Raw genomic sequence first — 18,427 nt, forward strand, 5'->3', positions numbered from 1 at the left:
ACCACGGCAGATGAATCAGCAGCAGTACTGGTCTTTCTGAGAGGCGATGATCTGCAATCCACCTTGCCATGCCAGCGCGACGATTCCACTGTCGTAGTCGTCGGCAAAGGTATCGCTGGTCTTTCTGCAGGTATCAGGATCAGGCGTGACGATGTTCTGATTCATGCTTCTGATGGTGACGTGGATCTGACAGGCCCGTTCCAGCATGTAAACACTGTGGAAGGCTTCACCGATGGTACGTCCGCCGACGATGATTCCATGATTGCGCAAAAGCATGGCGCTGGAATCCCCCAGGCTATCAAGCATGTTCTGCTGTTCCTGTTGCGTATCTATAAAAGAGCCGTAGGTGTGATAGGCGAGACGACCGTAAAACTTCATGGCGTGCTGGGACAAGGGCGGCAGGCCTTCCTCGAGTGTCGAGACGGCGATGCCTGCTGCGGTATGGGTGTGGATCACGCAGTTCATGTCAGGACGGGCTGCATGAACCGCGGAGTGGATCACGGCACCGGCAACATTTAGCGTCTCCGAGCGGTCGCCCGATGGCACTGGTTCACCGTCAAAACCGACCTTGACCAGATCACTGGCACGCATTTTCTCGAACGGTACGCCGTATCGGTTGATGAGAAATACATCGGGCTGGCCGGGGATGCAGGCCGAGGCATGGGAGTCGACCAGGTCCGTCATGCGGTAATACGCCAGCAGTCGAAAAAGTGCTGCCAGATCACACCGGGTCGACCATTCCTGTGGAGACATACTTTCAAACGTTTTCATTGCGTCAGGCTCGTGGTAGTGGTTGCTGCCCGCACCCTATGAAAAGACGATCAGGCTGCCTATTCACATTTTGTTATGTTGTGTATTGCATCAACCAATATGAGCCGTAGCCCATGGGTTTCAGACCGAACAATCGGGTGAGTTCAAGCGAGCCTCGCTCTGTCAGTGAGCGTATGGACTGGAACCTGCTCAAGACATTCAGTGCCGTCGCCATCGAGAAAAGCATCAGCAAGGGGGCATCGCGGCTCAACTTGTCTCAGCCTGCTGTCAGCCAGGCCATCAAGCGTCTTGAAGAGCAGCTGGAAAGCACCTTGATCGAGCGGGACAGCCATCGATTTGAATTGACCGAAGCCGGCGTGTCGGTATTGAAAATCGCACTCGCAGCCAGGCAAAGCATTCGGGAAATCGATGAAGTTGTCGGCAGTGAAGCGGGGGCCGTCAAAGGCGTCATTCGCCTGCTGACTGTCAGCGGTGTCGAAAGTCCGGAGTACGATAGGGTTCTGAGGGACATGCACGCCACGTATCCCGGTATTAGCTTCAATATCGAAGTCGCTACGACGCAGGAAATCGTCAGTGCACTTCACCGAAATACAGCCTCGTTCGGCATAGGCATCAACCAGCCCGGGGAAGTTGATATCAAACAGTGCCAGTTGAGCCGTGAGCAGGTGTTTTTCTACTGCAGTCATGCTCATCCGCTGTTTCATGAGGAAATGGTGACGATCGAACACCTGAAGTCCGCACGATTCGTCAGCTTTTCCGGCGAGTCGCTGGGTGGCATGGTGTCTCCTTTGTCAGCGCATTACGGCAACCCGTACATCCGTCAGCAAATAGCTGCGTCATCCTCGAACACTGGAGAAGTGCTGCGCATGGTGCTGGCAGGCATAGGCATTGGCGCTCTTTCCGAGCACCTGTGCCGGGAGTACGAGGCGCAGGGTTTGCTGCGAAGACTGGTGCCTGAATCACGCGTATGCGAGGTGTCGGTCATGTTGATGTGGAGCGCCCATCAGGTCCGCAACCCGGCCGAAGAAATCTTTCTTGGCAGGATGCAAGCGGCTTTGGCATCTGGCTGACACCAGACGACTGTCACGCAGGCTTGCTGATCCCGGTTTTCTCGCGTATCGCGTGACCTCTGCAGACCAGCACCAGAAGCGACCCCGCCGCAGCGGCGGCCATATCCTTTTGCGCATCCCAAAAATCGTCCTGCGCCCCCACGAATGCTGATCCACCCTGACCGAACGATGCGCCACCGATCCATTCCATCAGCTCGTAAAGCATTGAAGTGGACAGCACCAGCGACCAGGCAATCAGTGACGCCCAGGCACCCTGAAGCCTGCATTTGACCGTCACGATTTCGCGCAAGGGCAGGGCGCCAAGCACCCCGTAGGCCAGATGCACAAAGCGGTCATATTGATTGCGTTGCCAGCCGAATAATTGATCGATGCTGACACCCGTCATCTTCTGGATCGCAGGGTCATAGGGCACCTGCGGATAGGTGAAATGTGTGCCGACTTCATGCAAGCCTACGAAAGCCAGCACCAGTGCCCAGGACTTTGTTGTCCAGTAAAACCTGTGGCGACAGAACCAGAGCGCAGCAGCGCACAGGACCACTACGCTGTTTTCCATCAACCATGTCTTTCGATCCAGCGGCGCCCAGCCCAGCAGTACAACAACAATCAGAAAAGTGGCCTGCAATACCCGGATGACGTTTATTTCATATTTACTCACTTGCGCATGCTCCAGCCTGTAATTGGCATTCTTTCCCGGGAAAGAACTCACAGGTTTTAGTCATGGGTGAACCCGGTAAATTCGATTGAATTCAGCTTTGGCAGACCGATGTACTCAGGCTGCAAGGCATGTCACATCACGCGTTGACGGAAAAGACTTGAAGGAAAGTGCAGCGCATCAACCCTTGGAAGAACTAAAACATTGGATCCGTCAGCGAACCTGAAGGGCTTTATCAGCCACCATAGAATGATGACTGCTTCTCTATGCCGAGCGCAAAATCAATAAAGGTCGGGCAATGACGTCCTCAATCTGTCATATCGGCTACGTACCGTAAAAACAGATAGAGCAAGCAGAGGCCACTGCGCCCTCAACTTATAAAAACTTTAGAGAGCGGTAGGCAGTCTTCGACACTGCAGATTTTCGCCGCCAACGGCGTGCCTATCGCTCATCTTGAAGAACTTATTAGTTGCCATCATGCCGAACGAGCGTGCAATGGCGACGCAATCATCAACTGACCAACTTGGGCACTTTGACTTATGAGCGCATGTCATTTAAACATTCCGGGACTTTTACGGAAGTCACACTTATGACGGCGTCCTGGACGATGGCCCTCGCAACGAGTGCAATGCTGGGTTCAGGCATGGCAATGGCTGCGTTTTTACCCATTAAAAACCCCAGCGTTATCGTGGTCCTGAAATTCGTAAAGCGTACAGACGGACCCGGTGTTCAGTTTGTCCCGGCCAGTTGCGTCGCGTGCGAACCGGTCACTGATGAATTGTGGAATGCCGACAATCCGCGCGAAACCATCATTGCACTCAAAGTGCCTCGATCACGCACACTGGAACTGGCGTTTGACGGAGCGGTTGCGAATATCTCCCGTGTCATTCTGGAGGCGGGCGACATCGGGTTCCGGTTCGACGGCAAGCATCTGATCGTTGCACTTCCACCACTGGCGGCAGACGCAATCACCGCCGCGCAGGTATCGACCCATATCGTCGAACCCGGCATGGTATTGCGCCTTGAGCATGCCGATCCTGCACGCCGCGCCGGAGCTTACGCCCAGGGAGAGTTTCCATCCCTTCAGCGTGCTGCGGCCAACGTATTGCAGTTCGCACAGCGAGAAGTCCTGCGCGATCTGGATCTGGGCCGTTACGTGCAGCAGCACGGGCTGGGTCAGATCCAGATCATGGGCTTCGATACCAATGCGCCGCACGGCCACGAAGACGCACCGCCTCACGTCCACATGCATTTGCGCTGGCCGGGCAATACCGGAACGCAAATCGCGCATTACTACGTCGGCACGGACGGTGTGCTGACACACAATATCGTGGGCGTGAAGGGCAGCGATGCCCCCGAGAGGCGCTTCGAGCGCGGCGCTGCGTTCACCACCCTGGGCCCGGATGGTCAGCCGGTCTATACCCATCGAATCACGCCAGAGGGCTGGCTGCAGATCAGTCGTCCCGACGGTGCAACGTGCACGATCGAGCCCCTGGAACCCAAAGGATCAGGATTCGCGAACGGAGCCAGCATCACCTGCTCCGGCGGGTTCAGACACGTTCTAAGAGTCGATGATGACCTGCAGCAAGGGCGACTCAAGGTAAGTATCGACGATGTCGAAGAGATCTTTTCCTACGACTCGGATACCGGCGCCTTGACGTCCCCCACGCAACCACCTCCCGCACCACCCTCTGTGTATGTGGAAGCGATGACAGGCCAGAACCTGCCATCGGCAATGCCCGACTGATGTGATACTCACTTGAAGGAGGTCAAGCTTATGTTACGTATGCCGAGATGGGTTTTAGCCTGTGCCAGTGCTGTTCTAATTACTCCCTGCGTCTCGTTTGCCGAAGAGTACAACACTGACAAAATCGGTAATGTTCTCAAAAGTGCGCACAATGACCTGACTATTGTCTGCGCCCACCGTGGGTTGCATGGCACTGCCACGGATCCCAAATCCCCGCGTGATGTACCGGAGAACTCGATTGCGGCTATCCTGAAGGCGCATCAAGAGAGAATTGAGTGTTCCGAAATTGATCTGCAGCTCGACCGCGCCGGCAACGTCATTCTTTTACATGACAGCAATCTAGGCCGAACCACCGACGTGTTCACAGCCGGACGTGCGGGTGATTACGACCCTTATACTCGTATGGGCTACAATCCTGCGTTGTCGAGTTACTTTGGAAATACACTCAGGCTGGTACTTCGCAATCCATTACGCACGGGATACACCAATCAGACCGTGCCGAGCCTCGACGCCGTTCTGACTGCTATCAAGGACAATCGGATTGCGATGATCCTTTTACTTGACGTGAAAAACATCGAGGCTGCGAAGAAAGCCTGGCAAATCGTGAAAGCACACACCAACGCGTGGGGGACGCCAGCTGAACGCTGGGTGTATTTCAAGATGCCCGTCAACTCGATTGGCATGACGGCCGGTGACTTCGAAGCCAAGGGCATCATCAATGTTCAAAGCGAAGGCAGCCGCTTCAGGCTGATTCCGGTGTTCGGCGCTGACGCGATCGACACCAGCGGCGGACCAGCGAATCTGCTCCGAAACTGGCAAGGCTACTACGACAAGAATTATGTTTACGCAACTGAGGTGCGACTCAAGGAATTCGACAGCACACTGCATTTTCCGCTGAACAATATCATGCAGAAATATGACTCAGGGCTTCTGCGCAACGGCAAAACCGTAGGCGCTTACCAGCCCGTCCCTGAAACCAAAAATAATCAGTATTTTGCAGCTGACGGTCATTGCTGTACAGGCCCTGCCTTTTGGCACTGGGAATCCAAGAAGGGATTTGGTAAAGAGACCGGAGACAATCGACCCGATCTTCACTGGATCATACATACCGCACATGATGCGTTTCGATACATCATCAGCGATGACCCAGTGACCGCCATGCATGCACTTAAAGACAATGGGCGTCGAAACATGGCATTAATTTCGAACTGATCACCTGACTCCGAAGCATCCTCTGTATTTCAATGCATTGTCCGGGCGGCCAAGAAGCGCCCGGCCAATCACAAAGCTAAAAAAACAACATTATAAAATCGCTTAAAGCAAACCAAACAGGTCATAAAACCAGAATAAAACCGTCATACATAAACACTTTCCCGCGCTGAGTAATAGATGACGCGCAGCATACCAAGTTAATACTAACAGGCCACCATGCACCCAAGATGAAACTTAATAGCAAGTTTCCGCACCGTCACATTAACTACATAAAACCCATAGTAGCATCGCCCAACTTTTAAAAAGCGGCCCGCTCTTCGGTATTCCGCACTGAACTGGTGATGTTATGCCTGCGTTACTTTCATCCAGACGTCCGCCGCAACAATTTCGCGAACACACGTCGGCACCAAACCTTGCAGCACACTCATTCGACAGGCCCGCCGCGCCGTTGCCGGAAGTGGCGGTGCCACCGATCGGCAAACGTCACATTGCGCTGGTCTGCGTCATCGCGCTGAGCGCGCATGTGGGTGGATTTCTCTTGTTGCACAACATGCCTGCGCAGCCGTTGCCGCCCATCACTCAACCGATGCCGATCGCCATGCAGATGGTCTCTGCGCCCAAACCGCCCGTGCCTTCGGCACCAGCGGAACCCGCGCCGCCTGTGGCACAACCGACGCCACCACCGCCGCCGCCACCTGCGCCGGTAGAGCCACCCAAACCTGTGGCCCCCACGCCCAAGCCAGCGACACGACCGGTGCCTGCCAAGCCACAGGCCAAGCCGCAAGTGGCCGAAAAGCCAGTCGCGCCTCCAACCCCTCCGGCGCCCCAGACCGTTACAAAGGCAGCCCCGGCGCCAGCACCGAGCCCGGAGCCACGAACCACTGCGCCCATTGGCCGCGCCGGTTACCTGAACAACCCGCCGCCGGTGTATCCGCCCGCCGCCGCGAAGCGCCATCAGCAGGGCACGACCCTGTTACGTGTGCATGTATTGGCCAGCGGCCATCCGGATCAGGTTGAAGTGGCGCAGACCAGCGGTTTCCCGGCACTCGACGACGCGGCAAAAGCGGCGGTGCGGCAATGGTCATTCACTCCTGCCAAGCGTGGCGACACTCCGGTCGATGGCTGGGTCAACGTTCCGCTTGCCTTCACTCTCGCTCCTTGAGGCTTCACTATGACAATCGACTATTCAACCCTGATCCAGCAAAGCTCCATGGGCATTCTGTTGCTGTTTTCACTGGCGACCTGGGCCGTGCTGTTACTCAAGGCCTGGCAGCAGGGAAGGGCGAAAAGCCAGAACAAGCACTACACCCAGGCGTTCTGGGCAGCACAGGATTTTGATGCGGCATTGCGCAGCGGCCCGGAGAAAAGCCAGTTGGCGCGTCTTGCGCAGGTAACGACCCGAGCGCTCTCCAATGGTCAGGACGGCCACGAGCCGACCGACAGCTGGAGTCGTCAGGAACTGCTCGAGCGCAGCCTGCATCAGCAGATTCACGGTGAACGACGCGCCCTGGAAAGCGGCATGATCGTGCTCGCGTCCATCGGCAGCACGGCACCGTTCATTGGCCTGTTCGGCACCGTGTTCGGCATCATCCATGCCTTGCAAGCCATCAGTACCGCCAAGTCAGCCAGCATTGCGATCGTTGCCGGGCCTATCGGCGAAGCCCTGATCGCCACCGGTGTCGGCATCGCCGTCGCCGTGCCTGCGGTGCTGGCCTACAACTTCCTGGGTCGTCGCGTGAAGCTCATGGTTGCCGATCTGGATGCGTTCGCGGTTGATCTGCTCAATCGCGCCCAGCGCCATGCTTTCAGATTGAAAGGTGAGCGTGACGGCGTCCGCAACCTCAGCGGGGTTGCATGACATGGCTTTTTCATCGAGCAATGACGACGACGCGATCAGCGATATCAACATCACGCCAATGGTCGACGTCATGCTGGTGCTGCTGGTGGTGTTCATCGTCACCGCGCCCTTGTTGACCAACGCCATCCCGCTGAACCTGCCGCAGACCGTGTCCACTGCGCCGCTGGATGACGCCAAGCCGGTTGCGATCAGTATCGACGCGACCGGCAGTCTGTTTGTCGATGGCGAGCCTCTGGTCGAGGAGCAACTGCCGGATGCCCTGCAAACCCTTCATACGCGAGACCCGGAGGTCGCGCTGACCCTGCGCGCCGATACGGCAACCGACTACGGACGAGTCGCCCGCGTACTGGCGGATGTGCAGCGCTCCGGCATTACACGGCTCGCGGTGATCACCGAAAGCCCTTGAATCCAATAATCCCGGCCAGCCCTCACGCGGGCCGGAACCTGTCGACTCATTACGTCCTGGAAATCCTTTCATGATCACGTTATCGACCACGCACGCGTCACGTTTCCCCATCCGACGCCTGGTGCTATTGATCGGTTTGCACACGTTAAGTCTGGCGGCTTATGCGCAGGACACCGCGACGCCGACCGAGGAACCCGTCTCCGCAGCGGCAGATACCACGCTGGGCACGGTTTCCGTCATCGGCCAGGGCGAAACGCGCCAGGTGCAGCGGGTGAGTGACAAGGACATCAAGGCGTATTCGGCCGCCACCAACCCGATGAAAGTCCTGCAGCGTCTGGCAGGGGTCAGCTTTCAGTCCGGCGACCCGTTGGGGCGGGAGGAGAGCAGTCAGCGCATCAGTCTGCGCGGCTTCGACATGCACCACCTGGGCTACACGCTGGATGGCGTCACGCTGGGCAACATGAGCTTTGCCAACTTCAACGGCCTGAGCATTACCCGGGCGATCATTGCGGAAAACATCGCCAGCAGTGAAGTGGCCGCCGGTATCGGCGCGCTGGGCACGGCCTCCAACAGCAATCTGGGCGGTACGGTTGCCTTCACCAGTTCCAACCCCGACAAGGAGCTTGGCGCGCGCCTGTCCCAGACCTTTGGCGACTACAAAACCAAACGCACGTTTGTGCGGTTCGACACCGGCGAATACAACGGTCTGGCCGCTTACATTTCCGGAGAAACCTACGACGCCGACGCCTGGAAAGGCCACGACAACCCGCAGGAATCGGACGCGGTCAACGCCAAGGTTACCTACGATTTCGGCAGCAACCACCTGAGTTTCTTTCACAGCACTTCGACCCACAACGAGGCCAGCCTGCCGTCCCTGTCGAGCAGCATGATCAGGCGTCTGGGTTACAACTGGAGCTATTACACGCCGGACTGGACCCGCGCCGTGAATGCGGCCAACGGCATCTTTACCGGCGGCGTCACCCGTGCGGGGGATGCGACCTACAACGGCAGCAGCCTGCGTGACGATGAACTGGATATCCTGAGTGGCAATTTCTCGCTCAGTGACGATCTGCTGCTGGATGCTGCGGTCTATCACCACCACGACTCGGGCCGCGGCAACTCTTACTACCCGTTTACCTTCACCAGCGGCAGTACCACGGTGCCCACCAACTCCATTCGCAGCACGGTGTATGGCATCAACCGGTCGGGCTTTCAGACGTCGCTGACGTATTTCCTCGGCCAGCATGAGATCCAAGGCGGATTCTGGATTCAGTCGAACAAGAACGACATCGGTCGCTATCTATTCGACCCGACCGGGACTGCGCCGCAGAACAACATTGTGAAAACCAAGGGTCTCCCGCAGGTCGCGACCGTTCTTGCCCAGGATTACAACGACCTGACGCGGCAGTTCTATCTGCGCGACAGCTACACCTTGCTGGATGACCGCCTGAAGCTGGAGTTCGGTGCGAAGAACACGGTCACCACCTCGACTGCAGAAGGCAAGGGCGGCGGTTACGCCAGTGGCTCGCTGGAAGCACGGGACCGCTTTCTGCCGCAGCTGGGCGCGACGTACAAACTCAATGATCAGGACGAGGTCTTCACCTCGTATTCCGAGAACGTCGCCGCGTTCCCCAGCAGTGGCTACAGCCCGTTCTTCACCACGCAGGTTGCCGTCGATGCGGCAGGTGGGTTCAAGAACCTCAAGCCCGAAACTTCCAAGACCGTTGAAGTCGGTGTGCGCCGCAGCAATCCGCTGTACTCGACCTCGGCTGCGGTCTACAACACCAAATTCGACAATCGCCTGGTTGCGATCGCCAACTGCACCGGCATCGTTATCTGTCAGAACAGCGTCGCCAACGTCGGCTCGGTCACCAGCCGTGGCCTTGAACTGACCTTCGCCCTGACGCCCAACGAAAACTGGCGCTGGTCCAACTCGGCGTCTTATAACCGAAGCACTTACGACGACGATTACCAGAGCGGAACCAGCCAGGTGCATGTCAAAGGCAAAACCGTGGTCGACACGCCCAAGCTGATGTATTCCAGCAGCCTGGACTGGCATTGGCAGCAATGGAACGCGGGCTTGCAAGGCAGCTACATGAGCAAGCGTTACTACACGTACACCAACGATTCGAGCGTCGCGGGCTACTGGCTGGCCAACACGACCCTGGGCTATGACTTCGGCAAGCTGGGCGCTGTCAAGGACACTACACTGTCGCTGAACGTGGTGAACCTGTTCGACAAGCGCTACATCTCCACCCTGAACACCGACGCCAGTGCCGCGAGCGATCCGACAGGCGACCTGCAGATTCTTCAAGTGGGCAACCCGCGCAGTGCGTTCGTGACCATGGCGGTTCGTCTGTAGCTTTGCCGTGCCGCGACAGGCCACCATGGAACGGGCAGGACACGCAAGCCGCGAAAGCGGCTTCACGATGCTGGAAATGCTCGCGGCGCTGACACTCATGGCCCTGTGCAGCACCGTAGTGCTGGTCGCGTTCGGCCAGAGCGCGCATTCCCTGTCGATGGTCGCGCAAAGCGACCGGCTGACCCATGTGGCCATGAGCGTGATGGATGAGCAAACCTCGGCACCGCTGACTCAAGGGCATCAACAGGGCAGCCTGGGTGACGGGATCGAATGGCAAATGAACGTCGCCCGACAACCGACCCATACGGGCCAGCCGCGCATGTTTCGTCTCGATCTTGTCGTTACCCAGGCACAACGCGCAGCTCGCTTCAGTACGCTGAAACTGGAACCTGCCACCGACAAGGCACACCTATGAAAGGCGTTTCACGTCAGCACGGCGTGGCATTGCTGTTGGTGCTGTGGGTGCTCGCCATCCTGAGCCTGCTGCTGGGTTCGCTGGCTGGTTGGGTGCAACTGGAGAGTCGTCAGGCCTTACAGCTTCGTCAGCACGCCCAGGCGTTGATGGCGGCGCAGGCGGGCATCGAGCTGGCGGTTCAGGGTCTGCATGATCCTGCACAACGCGGAAAATGGATCGCCGATGGACGAGAAATTCCCCTGATGTTCGACGATGCCAGGCTTTTCATCCGTTTGCACAGCGAAAGCGGAAAGCTGTACCTGAACAACGCCGACCCTGAAGATTTTTCCCGCCTGGCGCTGGCCTGCGGTGCTACACAGGCTCAGGCCAGCCAGGTCGGCACGGAACTCGTGGCCAAACGTAACGACGGCCAGACACCTTTCAAACTGCTGGAAGAACTCAGCCAGCTCCCCGGCATGACCCAGGCGCTTTACACTCGATTACTGCCGGAAATCACACTGTGGAGCGGCTATGACCGTCCCGACCCTGCATTCGCCAGCCCGTTGATGCGCAAGGCCCTGAATCTGCCGGTACAAAGCGCAGTCGACATGACGGTTGGGGACGTGCTGGTGATCGACAGCACGGCGCAAATGCCGGGCGGTTCTACCGCGCGTTTGCAGGTTACGGTGTTGCTGAGTCCTGAGCAGGGGGTGGAGAAGGCTTATGAGGTGTTGCGGTGGGGGAAGTGAGGCATGTGTGGGTTTGCATTGACGCCGTCCAGCGGGACAGCATCAAGTACAGATTTTATTCTTCAGCAGTAAGGCGTTTTATAAGCTCCCCAGGAATGACAATTCATCGGGCACTTCATAGTGACCCTTGTCGTATTTCAGAATCGTCCTGGAGGCGACAGGTTTGCTGCCTGTGCTTTCGCATTCTTCGCCTTTGACCTTGTGTAGTGTCTTGACGACCTGTTCGTCTATTTGCAGATTGGCCATTCCATTTATGCCTTTACCTGCTATGGATAGCGTGCGTTGGGTCTGGGTGAACTGACCAGTGCACATTCCATCCGACTCACCGTTATACCTGCTGACCTCCAGCGCTTTCATCACCGGACGTAACGTTTTACCCTCAAGTACGTAAAGATTCAGAAGTGTACTGTCCACTGTGACGACTCGGGATGAATTTCGAAGGGCTACCCTGACCCCAAATGCTCGCAGCTTCGGTGCAAGCTGATAGCGAGCGGTGTCCAGTGTCAGACCGTCAAAAAAAATTGCGTCTGAACTGATCGCTGCACTTTGATAATGCTGGGCGATGATCCTGTTGCTATTGGTATCCGTCACAAGCATCGCAAGCCCATAATCGCCCTCGCCATCTACCGTGACACTCTCGGCAAACGGCAGGGCTGCCAGTGTCTGGCTGGCGTTGGCCGGGTTGATCTTGCAGACCGCGTGCTCCTTGTCGAGCTTGAGATCGGGCTTGATGGCTCTGGCCCAGTCTGCAAGTTGTTCGGTACAGTCAGCGGAGGCTAACAGGGGAAGGACGAGTAGCGGCAGAGCGGCGAGTTTGAGCATTGCAGTGTTCGATTCCGTTCAAGAGCCAAGAGGGGTGCATCGTTGAGTACGTCAGTATCTTCGATAAGAGTATCGAAAACGACGGCAATAAAAGCGCCGTGTGCGAATTGACAGATGACAGCCTGTTGTCCGCAATGGGGCTACATGTTCCTCATCGGCAAAGTCTGCCGAGGCAACCCTGCCAAACGGTGATTCATGCCAGCGGCTGGTTACTTTCAAGCATCTATGCATGGCGCTGTGGTGGTGTAATACATCAGTAACACGCCCACGCACTGAAGCCTTGAACGGACCCTCTGACCATGCCCGCACCTTTGACCGCCATAGAATCTTCCCCTGAATTACCGACGCAGGCCGACGTGGTCGTGATCGGCGGCGGCATCATCGGGGCGTTTACCGCCTATTACCTGGCCAGACGCGGCATGAAAGTCGCGCTGATCGAAAAAGGTCGTATAGGTGCAGAGCAATCAAGCCGCAACTGGGGCTGGTGCCGTCAGCAGAACCGCGATGCGCGTGAGCTGCCGATGGCCACCAAGGCTCTGGAATTGTGGGAACAATTCGGCGCAGAAACCGGCGAGCAGACCGGCTTCTCACGCTGTGGCCTGCTGTATCTCAGTAACAACGAACAGGAAATCGCCGGCTGGGCGCGCTGGGGCGAGTTTGCTCGCACGGTCAATGTCGACACGCGCATGCTCACCTCGCAGCAGGCTGCCGAACACGGCAAAGCAACGGGCAAACAGTGGAAAGGCGGGGTCTTCGCCCCCTCTGACGGCACAGCGGATCCTTCCCGTGCGGCACCGGCAGTCGCGCGCGCCATCATGGCCCTCGGCAGCACCGTGCATCAAGGCTGCGCCGTGCGCGGCATCGAGACCGAGGCGGGGCGGTTGTCTGCCGTCGTGACCGAAAAAGGCGTCATCCGCACCCCGATCGCCGTGCTCGCCGCAGGTGCCTGGGCGTCGTCGTTCTGTCGCCAGTACGGCATTCGCTTCCCTCAGGCGACCATTCGCCAGACCGTACTGTCGGTCTCCGCACCAAGCGAAGAAATACCCGGCGCACTGCATACCGCCGGCGTCTCGATGACACGCCGTTTCGATGGCAGCTACACACTGGCAATCAGCGGAAGAGGGCGCGTCGATCCAACCCCTCAACTCCTCGGCTATGGCACGCAATTCCTGCCGATGTTCATGCGCCGATGGCGCAACCTCGCGCCGGGCGGGCTGGAAGGCATTCGCTCAGGCCACGAAAGCTGGAAACGCTGGAGCCTCGACCAGCCGACACCGATGGAAAAGATGCGAATCCTCGACCCCACAGCCGACGCTTCGGCAGTCGCACTGACCTACCAACGCGCACAGGAACTGGTCCCGGCGCTGCGAGACTCATCCATAAAAGCCGCCTGGGCGGGGTATGTGGACAGCACCCCCGATGGCGTTCCCGGTATCGGAGAAATGGCCAGCTTGCCGGGCCTGGTGCTGGCGGCCGGGTTCAGCGGCCACGGTTTTGGAATAGGGCCGGGGGCAGGGCATTTGATCGCCGACATTGTCAGTGGCGCTGCGCCGATTGTTGATCCCAAGCCTTATCATCCGGATCGGTTCAAGGGATCGGCTTGGGGTAAGGTGGCGGATTTTTGAGGAGTGATTCGAAATCGACATCTGCGCCTCTCATTGCCGTCGTGCCAGTTTCCTTTGGGTAACGGCCGGCTTTAAAACCCCAACGGGTACTGAACCACTACATAGATCCGGTCAATATCATCACCCGCCTGGGCGCTGTTGGCCCGGTGCGAGACTTGGGACAGTTGCACTGAAAGGTTCTTGGCCGCACCGGACTGGACAATGTAGTGCAGGTCAACATCACGTTCCCAGTGACGGCCGCCATCACCTTGCTGAGGCTGGTACTCGCCGCTTTCCGCGTCGAACGGGTTGTAGGCGCCGCCCTTGGGCGCATGCGTGCCGTCGATATGGCTGCCGGACACGTAACGGGTCATGAAACTCAGCCCCGGAATGCCGAACGCACCGAAATCCAGATCATAACGGGCTTGCCACGAGCGTTCATTGGCGCCGTTGAAGTCGGCGTATTTGATTGAGTTGGCCAGATAGATAGAGTCGCCGCCGACGAAATCGAAGGGCGTATCGCCGTCGATCCTTTGCCAGCCGAGCATCACTGCATGGGCACCCAAGGTGTATTTGCCCGAAAGGCTGAACGCCGTGTTGTCGATTTCTCCCGCCAGTGCCTGACCGGTATCGCGGGTGTGGTAGACGTTGGCATCGAGCAACACGCCGGACTGTTTCCAGTGCAGATTGGCGTAGTACTGATGCCAGGTTTCACTGAGGTCAGAAGCATACAGCGCGCCACCCAGCGGGCTGTCGCTGAACAGATCAGCCCCGACAAAACTGATCCCGCCAGCGTCAGTGCTGGCGCCGTAGCCTTGAAAATCGTCCTTGCCGGATGCACTGTCCTGATTCTTGAACGCCGTGAAATGACCTGCCATAAGGTTCACATTGTCGATCTCGCGACTGTTGAGTAAAAACCCGGTGGCGTACTCCGGCTGCAGACGTTTGTCCGACGTATCGAATACTGGCGTCTCTACCGTCATTTCGCCAAAGGCGAGGGTGGTTCGGGAGGCTTTCAGCTTGAGCGCGCCACCCGCACTGGAGTAGTCCCGCTCGCTGCGACCGTCACTGTCCACCGGCAGCAATCCCGTTCCCGAATGCCCCTTGCCGCCGTCCAGTTTCAGCCCGTAAAAAGCGTGAGCATCAAGACCCACTCCAATCGTGCCGTCAGTGAAGCCTGAGGTGAACGTGCCGATGAATCCCTGCGCCCATTCCTGTTTGGAGTTTTTTCCGGAGGGAGAAGGCGAGCGGTAGTCGTTGCTCAGAAAGTAATTGCGGGCGAGCAGGGTGGTGGTTGCATCGTCGAGCAAGCCAGTGGCGGAAGCGGATTCGGCCATCGCCGAGAAAAGCAGGCCGAGTGCGATGTGAGGGTGTTTGGAGAACTGCATTTTCGGGGACCAGGGATAGCGGGAATGCGTGGATGGTCCCTGAAAACAATAACGGTGGATTGAGTGGATGTGCTGACCTCTAACCTTCAGGCGTACTGCCCTCATAGGTATGGATTCCAAGATCGTGACGTCCGGGTGCGATATGCGGCTTGAGTGTCAACGCCGGAATTTCATAGTCCCCGGCATTCTGGCGACGAAATGCCAGAGGCTCATCATCGAACAGGTTATCCAGCCGAGCCGCATAAGCCGTGCATAGCTGCTCGAAACGAGCGGCGTCCATTTTCCCGGTTTTATAGATGGGAAAGTGTGGCATTACAGTGAACCCCGGATAGAACAGCACCCCATGCTGGATAGGGAACAGCAGATCATCCAGTGCGCCGTTCACCCCGCGACCGCTGTAATGAGACTCCCATCCACCCATGCTGACCACCAACATCGCCCGCTTTCCAGCCATGCTGCCTTCGCCGTATCGATCGCCCCAGTGGCTTTCGCTGTGTTCGCCCACACCGTAGGCAAATCCATAGGCGTAGACGCGTTCGACCCAGCCCTTGAGGATCGCTGGCATCGAGAACCACCACAGGGGGAATTGAAAGATGACGGCGTCGGCCCATAGCAGTTTGGCCTGCTCTTCTTCGATATCTGTCGGCTGGGTGCCAGCGGCGAATACACGCTGCGATTCGGTTGCGGGGTTGAAAGGTTTTTCGTGGTCGTAGCCTGGGGCGTCGTCCTTATCAATGGGCGCTTTCCAGCGCATCTCGTACAGATCCGAAACCTTGACCTCGTGGCCCGCAGTTTTCAGGTGAGCGATTGCAAAATCCCTGAGCGAGCCATTGAGTGAACGAGGTTCCGGGTGGGCGTAAATCAGTAGCAGCTTCATAAGAGGCTCCGAATGGATGTATGCCTCACGGTAGCGACGAACCCGGTATGATAGAAATGAATTTCCGAAACATGTGGTATTTACATGCACAATACCTTGCGTCGTCTGGATCTTAATTTGTTGGTCACATTGGACGCGCTCCTGTCCGAGCAAAACGTCACACGCGCGGCGAGGCTGCTCAATCTCGCCCAGCCGACCGTCAGCCTGCAGCTGGGTCGACTGCGGGAAATTCTGGACGATCCATTATTGCTGCCCGGCCCCCGAGGCATGTCGCCGACCGAGCGCGCCCGTGAATTGCGCGGGCCGCTACGCGAAGCGCTGGTAGCGTTGGAAGGGGCGCTGAGTCCTGGCGCACCGTTCGATCCAGCACTGTCCAGCCAGACGTGGAGGGTTGCTGCCAGTGATTACGCAACGACGGCTTTGATCTGGCCATCGCTGGCGTCGCTCAGGCGTCTGGCCCCCAATACCCGCTTGGCACTGTTGAACAAACATCCCGTCAGCCTCGCCAACGATCTTGAAAATGGCCAGCTTGATCTTGCGCTGCACACCCGCGACGAAGCGCCCCCAAAACTGCGTCAGCGGTCTTTGTTTCACGAACGCTATGTGCTGGCAGGGCGGCGAGATCATCCGGCCTTGGCAACCCGGCTGTCGCTCAAAGCGTTCTGCGGCCTGGAACATGCTGTGATGTCACCCAATGGCGCCGGGTTCGTCGGGAGCACGGACCAGGCGCTGTCCGCCAAAGGTCTGGAGCGACGAGTCGTCTTGTCCGTGCCCAACTTCAACTCGCTTGTCTCGGCATTGGCCCACAGCAATCTGGTTGCGGTGGTGCCAGAAAGGCTGGTGCGGGATGAGCCCGAACTTATCGTCCAAGAGCCTCCACTCGCGATTCCAGGGTTTGAAATGCTCATGTTATGGCCCGAACGCCTGCACCGGGATCCCGCTCATATATGGCTACGCGACCTTATCGCCTCGACGCAAACAGCCGCCAACTCAAAGGTTGACTAGAGGGTAGGGGACTCGAAAATTCCCCTGCCTCATCTTCACCTCAAGATGCGTCACTGATTGTCATAACGTTTGCGCGCCTCGTTGAACCCATCCGACTGTGCGATCACCCACGTCCACAGCGGAATCATCTGCACCAATAAGCCCATTCCCAGCTCAGTCAAAGCGTACTCGACGCGCAAGGGCTTCTCGCCAAAGTCGTGACGAGAGATAAGCCCGTCGCGCTCCAGCTGACGCAGCGTGTGAGTGAGCATGCGTTGGGTGACACCATGCAATCGGCGACGCAACTCCGCATGGCGCAACGGGCTGGTGACGCCCAGCGCATGCACCACGCCGAGTGACCACCGGTTACCGGAATGACCCAGGATATCGCGCTTGAGACCATCCTCATCATCGGAAAGCGCACGACACGCATCCTGCGAAAGCCGCACGATGTCCTGAGCATCAAGACCACTCGGTATCACGGATGTACCTACTTTTTGCGCTTCAAAGTCCATGACAAGATCCCTGGCCTCACGTTAAGTACGACAAAAGAGGCTTACCATGCAGGCTGCTATTTCAAACGTCAAACAACGCATTCTGGTACTAGGGGCCGGCGAACTGGGACTTGCCGTACTGCAAGGACTGGCCGCCCGTTCAACCGAATCGATGAGCATCAGCGTGCTGCTGCGTCAGGCCACGGTGCAGAGTTCGAGCAAGGCAAAACAGCAGGAAATCGATACCATCAGGACGCTGGGCGTGACCATCGAGACAGCCGATATCAACGTTGCCTCCGTGCAAGAGCTTGCTGCAGTGCTCGGACGCTTCGACACGGTGATCAGCTGCGTAGGATTTGCAGCGGGCCGTGGGACACAGCGCAAACTGACCGAAGCCGCACTCATGTCGGGAGTGAAACGCTATATTCCGTGGCAATTCGGCGTCGACTACGACGTGATTGGCCGCGGCAGCCCTCAGGATCTGTTTGACGAGCAACTGGATGTTCGCGACCTGTTGCGTGCTCAATCCCGGACCGAGTGGGTGATTATTTCCACCGGCATGTTCACCAGTTTCTTGTTCGATCCAGCGTTCGGAGTCGTTGACCTGGCAGCCGGAAAGGTCAACGCGCTGGGCAGTCTGGAAACGATGGTCACCGTGACGACACCCGAAGACATAGGCACGCTCACCGCCGCCATCGTGCTGCACAGCCCGCGCCTGATAAACCAGGTCGTATACACCGCTGGCGATACACTTAGCTACGGTGCTTTGGCTGACCTGGTTGAACAAGTCATCGGACGGAAAGTCGAGCGCCGGGAGCTTGGCGTGCAGCAGTTGCTGGCCGATCTTGCAGAGGAGCCTGATGATAATTTACGGAAATACCGGGCGGTGTTTGCCATGGGGCGTGGTGTGGCTTGGGATGTGGCGGGGACGTTTAACGCGGTGCAGGGGTTGTCTGTGATGAGTGCGGAGCGGTGGGCGAGATCGAATCTTGGTCGTGGTAGAGAAGGGCACACGCACGTTGAGTAGCCTGGCGAGC

At 57.8% G+C, this 18,427-nt stretch carries 18 protein-coding genes; 12 read left to right on the plus strand and 6 right to left on the minus strand.

Annotation, left to right across the window (positions count from 1 at the left end):
* Positions 1-15 precede the first annotated feature (15 nt).
* The gene (locus tag CFBP1590_RS13640; RefSeq protein WP_088235253.1) at positions 16-771 is read right to left on the minus strand and encodes a class II aldolase/adducin family protein; all 756 of its coding nucleotides are present in this window, start codon (positions 769-771) and stop codon (positions 16-18) included.
* A gap of 113 nt (positions 772-884) precedes the next feature.
* Here CFBP1590_RS13640 and CFBP1590_RS13645 point away from each other — a divergent pair, with 113 nt between their 5' ends.
* Complete coding sequence (locus tag CFBP1590_RS13645; RefSeq protein WP_231991847.1) at positions 885-1,841, plus strand: LysR family transcriptional regulator; 957 nt, start codon at positions 885-887, stop codon at positions 1,839-1,841.
* Positions 1,842-1,854: 13 nt separating this feature from the next.
* On the opposite strand, the gene CFBP1590_RS13650 is transcribed toward CFBP1590_RS13645, so the two are convergent.
* Positions 1,855-2,496: a DUF2238 domain-containing protein gene (locus CFBP1590_RS13650; RefSeq protein ID WP_231991848.1), complete on the minus strand. Its 642-nt coding sequence runs from the start codon at positions 2,494-2,496 to the stop codon at positions 1,855-1,857.
* Positions 2,497-2,983: 487 nt separating this feature from the next.
* Here CFBP1590_RS13650 and CFBP1590_RS13655 point away from each other — a divergent pair, with 487 nt between their 5' ends.
* The 8 genes from CFBP1590_RS13655 to CFBP1590_RS13690 all read left to right on the plus strand — a co-directional run bounded on the left by CFBP1590_RS13655 (position 2,984) and on the right by CFBP1590_RS13690 (position 11,221).
* Positions 2,984-4,240 carry a hypothetical protein gene (locus tag CFBP1590_RS13655; protein WP_231991849.1) on the plus strand — a complete coding sequence of 419 codons (1,257 nt, stop codon included), beginning with the start codon at positions 2,984-2,986 and terminating at the stop codon, positions 4,238-4,240.
* Between the two features lie 30 nt (positions 4,241-4,270).
* Entirely contained in the window at positions 4,271-5,452 is a 1,182-nt protein-coding gene (locus CFBP1590_RS13660; protein WP_043303593.1) for a glycerophosphodiester phosphodiesterase, read from the plus strand.
* Positions 5,453-5,798: 346 nt separating this feature from the next.
* Entirely contained in the window at positions 5,799-6,614 is an 816-nt protein-coding gene (locus CFBP1590_RS13665) for an energy transducer TonB (protein WP_163004023.1), read from the plus strand.
* 9 nt (positions 6,615-6,623) lie between these two features.
* Positions 6,624-7,310, plus strand: coding sequence for a MotA/TolQ/ExbB proton channel family protein (locus CFBP1590_RS13670; RefSeq protein WP_088235257.1), 687 nt, complete (start codon positions 6,624-6,626; stop codon positions 7,308-7,310).
* Position 7,311: 1 nt separating this feature from the next.
* Positions 7,312-7,716: an ExbD/TolR family protein gene (locus CFBP1590_RS13675; RefSeq protein ID WP_025996189.1), complete on the plus strand. Its 405-nt coding sequence runs from the start codon at positions 7,312-7,314 to the stop codon at positions 7,714-7,716.
* A gap of 70 nt (positions 7,717-7,786) precedes the next feature.
* The gene (locus CFBP1590_RS13680) at positions 7,787-10,078 is read left to right on the plus strand and encodes a TonB-dependent receptor (RefSeq protein ID WP_088235258.1); all 2,292 of its coding nucleotides are present in this window, start codon (positions 7,787-7,789) and stop codon (positions 10,076-10,078) included.
* Positions 10,079-10,103: 25 nt separating this feature from the next.
* Positions 10,104-10,493, plus strand: coding sequence for a type II secretion system protein (locus CFBP1590_RS13685; RefSeq protein ID WP_088235259.1), 390 nt, complete (start codon positions 10,104-10,106; stop codon positions 10,491-10,493).
* Positions 10,490-11,221: a type II secretion system protein GspK gene (locus CFBP1590_RS13690; RefSeq protein ID WP_088235260.1), complete on the plus strand. Its 732-nt coding sequence runs from the start codon at positions 10,490-10,492 to the stop codon at positions 11,219-11,221. Before CFBP1590_RS13685 ends, CFBP1590_RS13690 begins: the two co-directional genes overlap by 4 nt.
* 78 nt (positions 11,222-11,299) lie before the next feature.
* On the opposite strand, the gene CFBP1590_RS13695 is transcribed toward CFBP1590_RS13690, so the two are convergent.
* Positions 11,300-12,043: a PA3715 family protein gene (locus tag CFBP1590_RS13695; protein ID WP_088235261.1), complete on the minus strand. Its 744-nt coding sequence runs from the start codon at positions 12,041-12,043 to the stop codon at positions 11,300-11,302.
* A 299-nt stretch (positions 12,044-12,342) separates the two neighbouring features.
* On the opposite strand from CFBP1590_RS13695, the gene CFBP1590_RS13700 reads away from it, so the two are divergent.
* A complete protein-coding gene (locus CFBP1590_RS13700; RefSeq protein WP_088235262.1) occupies positions 12,343-13,668 on the plus strand; it encodes an NAD(P)/FAD-dependent oxidoreductase in 1,326 nt (441 codons plus the stop codon).
* 71 nt (positions 13,669-13,739) lie between these two features.
* On the opposite strand, the gene CFBP1590_RS13705 is transcribed toward CFBP1590_RS13700, so the two are convergent.
* Together CFBP1590_RS13705 and CFBP1590_RS13710 are read right to left on the minus strand one after the other, a co-directional pair.
* The gene (locus CFBP1590_RS13705; RefSeq protein ID WP_374729065.1) at positions 13,740-14,984 is read right to left on the minus strand and encodes an OprD family porin; all 1,245 of its coding nucleotides are present in this window, start codon (positions 14,982-14,984) and stop codon (positions 13,740-13,742) included.
* 130 nt (positions 14,985-15,114) lie between these two features.
* Positions 15,115-15,912 (minus strand): NAD(P)H-dependent oxidoreductase, encoded by a 798-nt coding sequence (locus CFBP1590_RS13710; protein WP_029242624.1) that lies wholly within the window; start codon positions 15,910-15,912, stop codon positions 15,115-15,117.
* Positions 15,913-15,996: 84 nt separating this feature from the next.
* Between CFBP1590_RS13710 and CFBP1590_RS13715 the strand changes: the two genes are divergently transcribed.
* Positions 15,997-16,917 (plus strand): LysR family transcriptional regulator, encoded by a 921-nt coding sequence (locus CFBP1590_RS13715; protein WP_088235264.1) that lies wholly within the window; start codon positions 15,997-15,999, stop codon positions 16,915-16,917.
* A 50-nt stretch (positions 16,918-16,967) separates the two neighbouring features.
* Here the strand turns inward: CFBP1590_RS13715 and CFBP1590_RS13720 are convergent, their stop codons facing one another.
* Positions 16,968-17,411 carry a winged helix-turn-helix transcriptional regulator gene (locus CFBP1590_RS13720; RefSeq protein WP_058432906.1) on the minus strand — a complete coding sequence of 148 codons (444 nt, stop codon included), beginning with the start codon at positions 17,409-17,411 and terminating at the stop codon, positions 16,968-16,970.
* A gap of 46 nt (positions 17,412-17,457) precedes the next feature.
* On the opposite strand from CFBP1590_RS13720, the gene CFBP1590_RS13725 reads away from it, so the two are divergent.
* Positions 17,458-18,417 carry an aromatic alcohol reductase gene (locus CFBP1590_RS13725; protein WP_088235265.1) on the plus strand — a complete coding sequence of 320 codons (960 nt, stop codon included), beginning with the start codon at positions 17,458-17,460 and terminating at the stop codon, positions 18,415-18,417.
* Positions 18,418-18,427 lie beyond the last annotated feature (10 nt).

Source organism: Pseudomonas viridiflava, assembly GCF_900184295.1.
In the GTDB taxonomy this organism is placed as follows: domain Bacteria; phylum Pseudomonadota; class Gammaproteobacteria; order Pseudomonadales; family Pseudomonadaceae; genus Aquipseudomonas; species Aquipseudomonas viridiflava.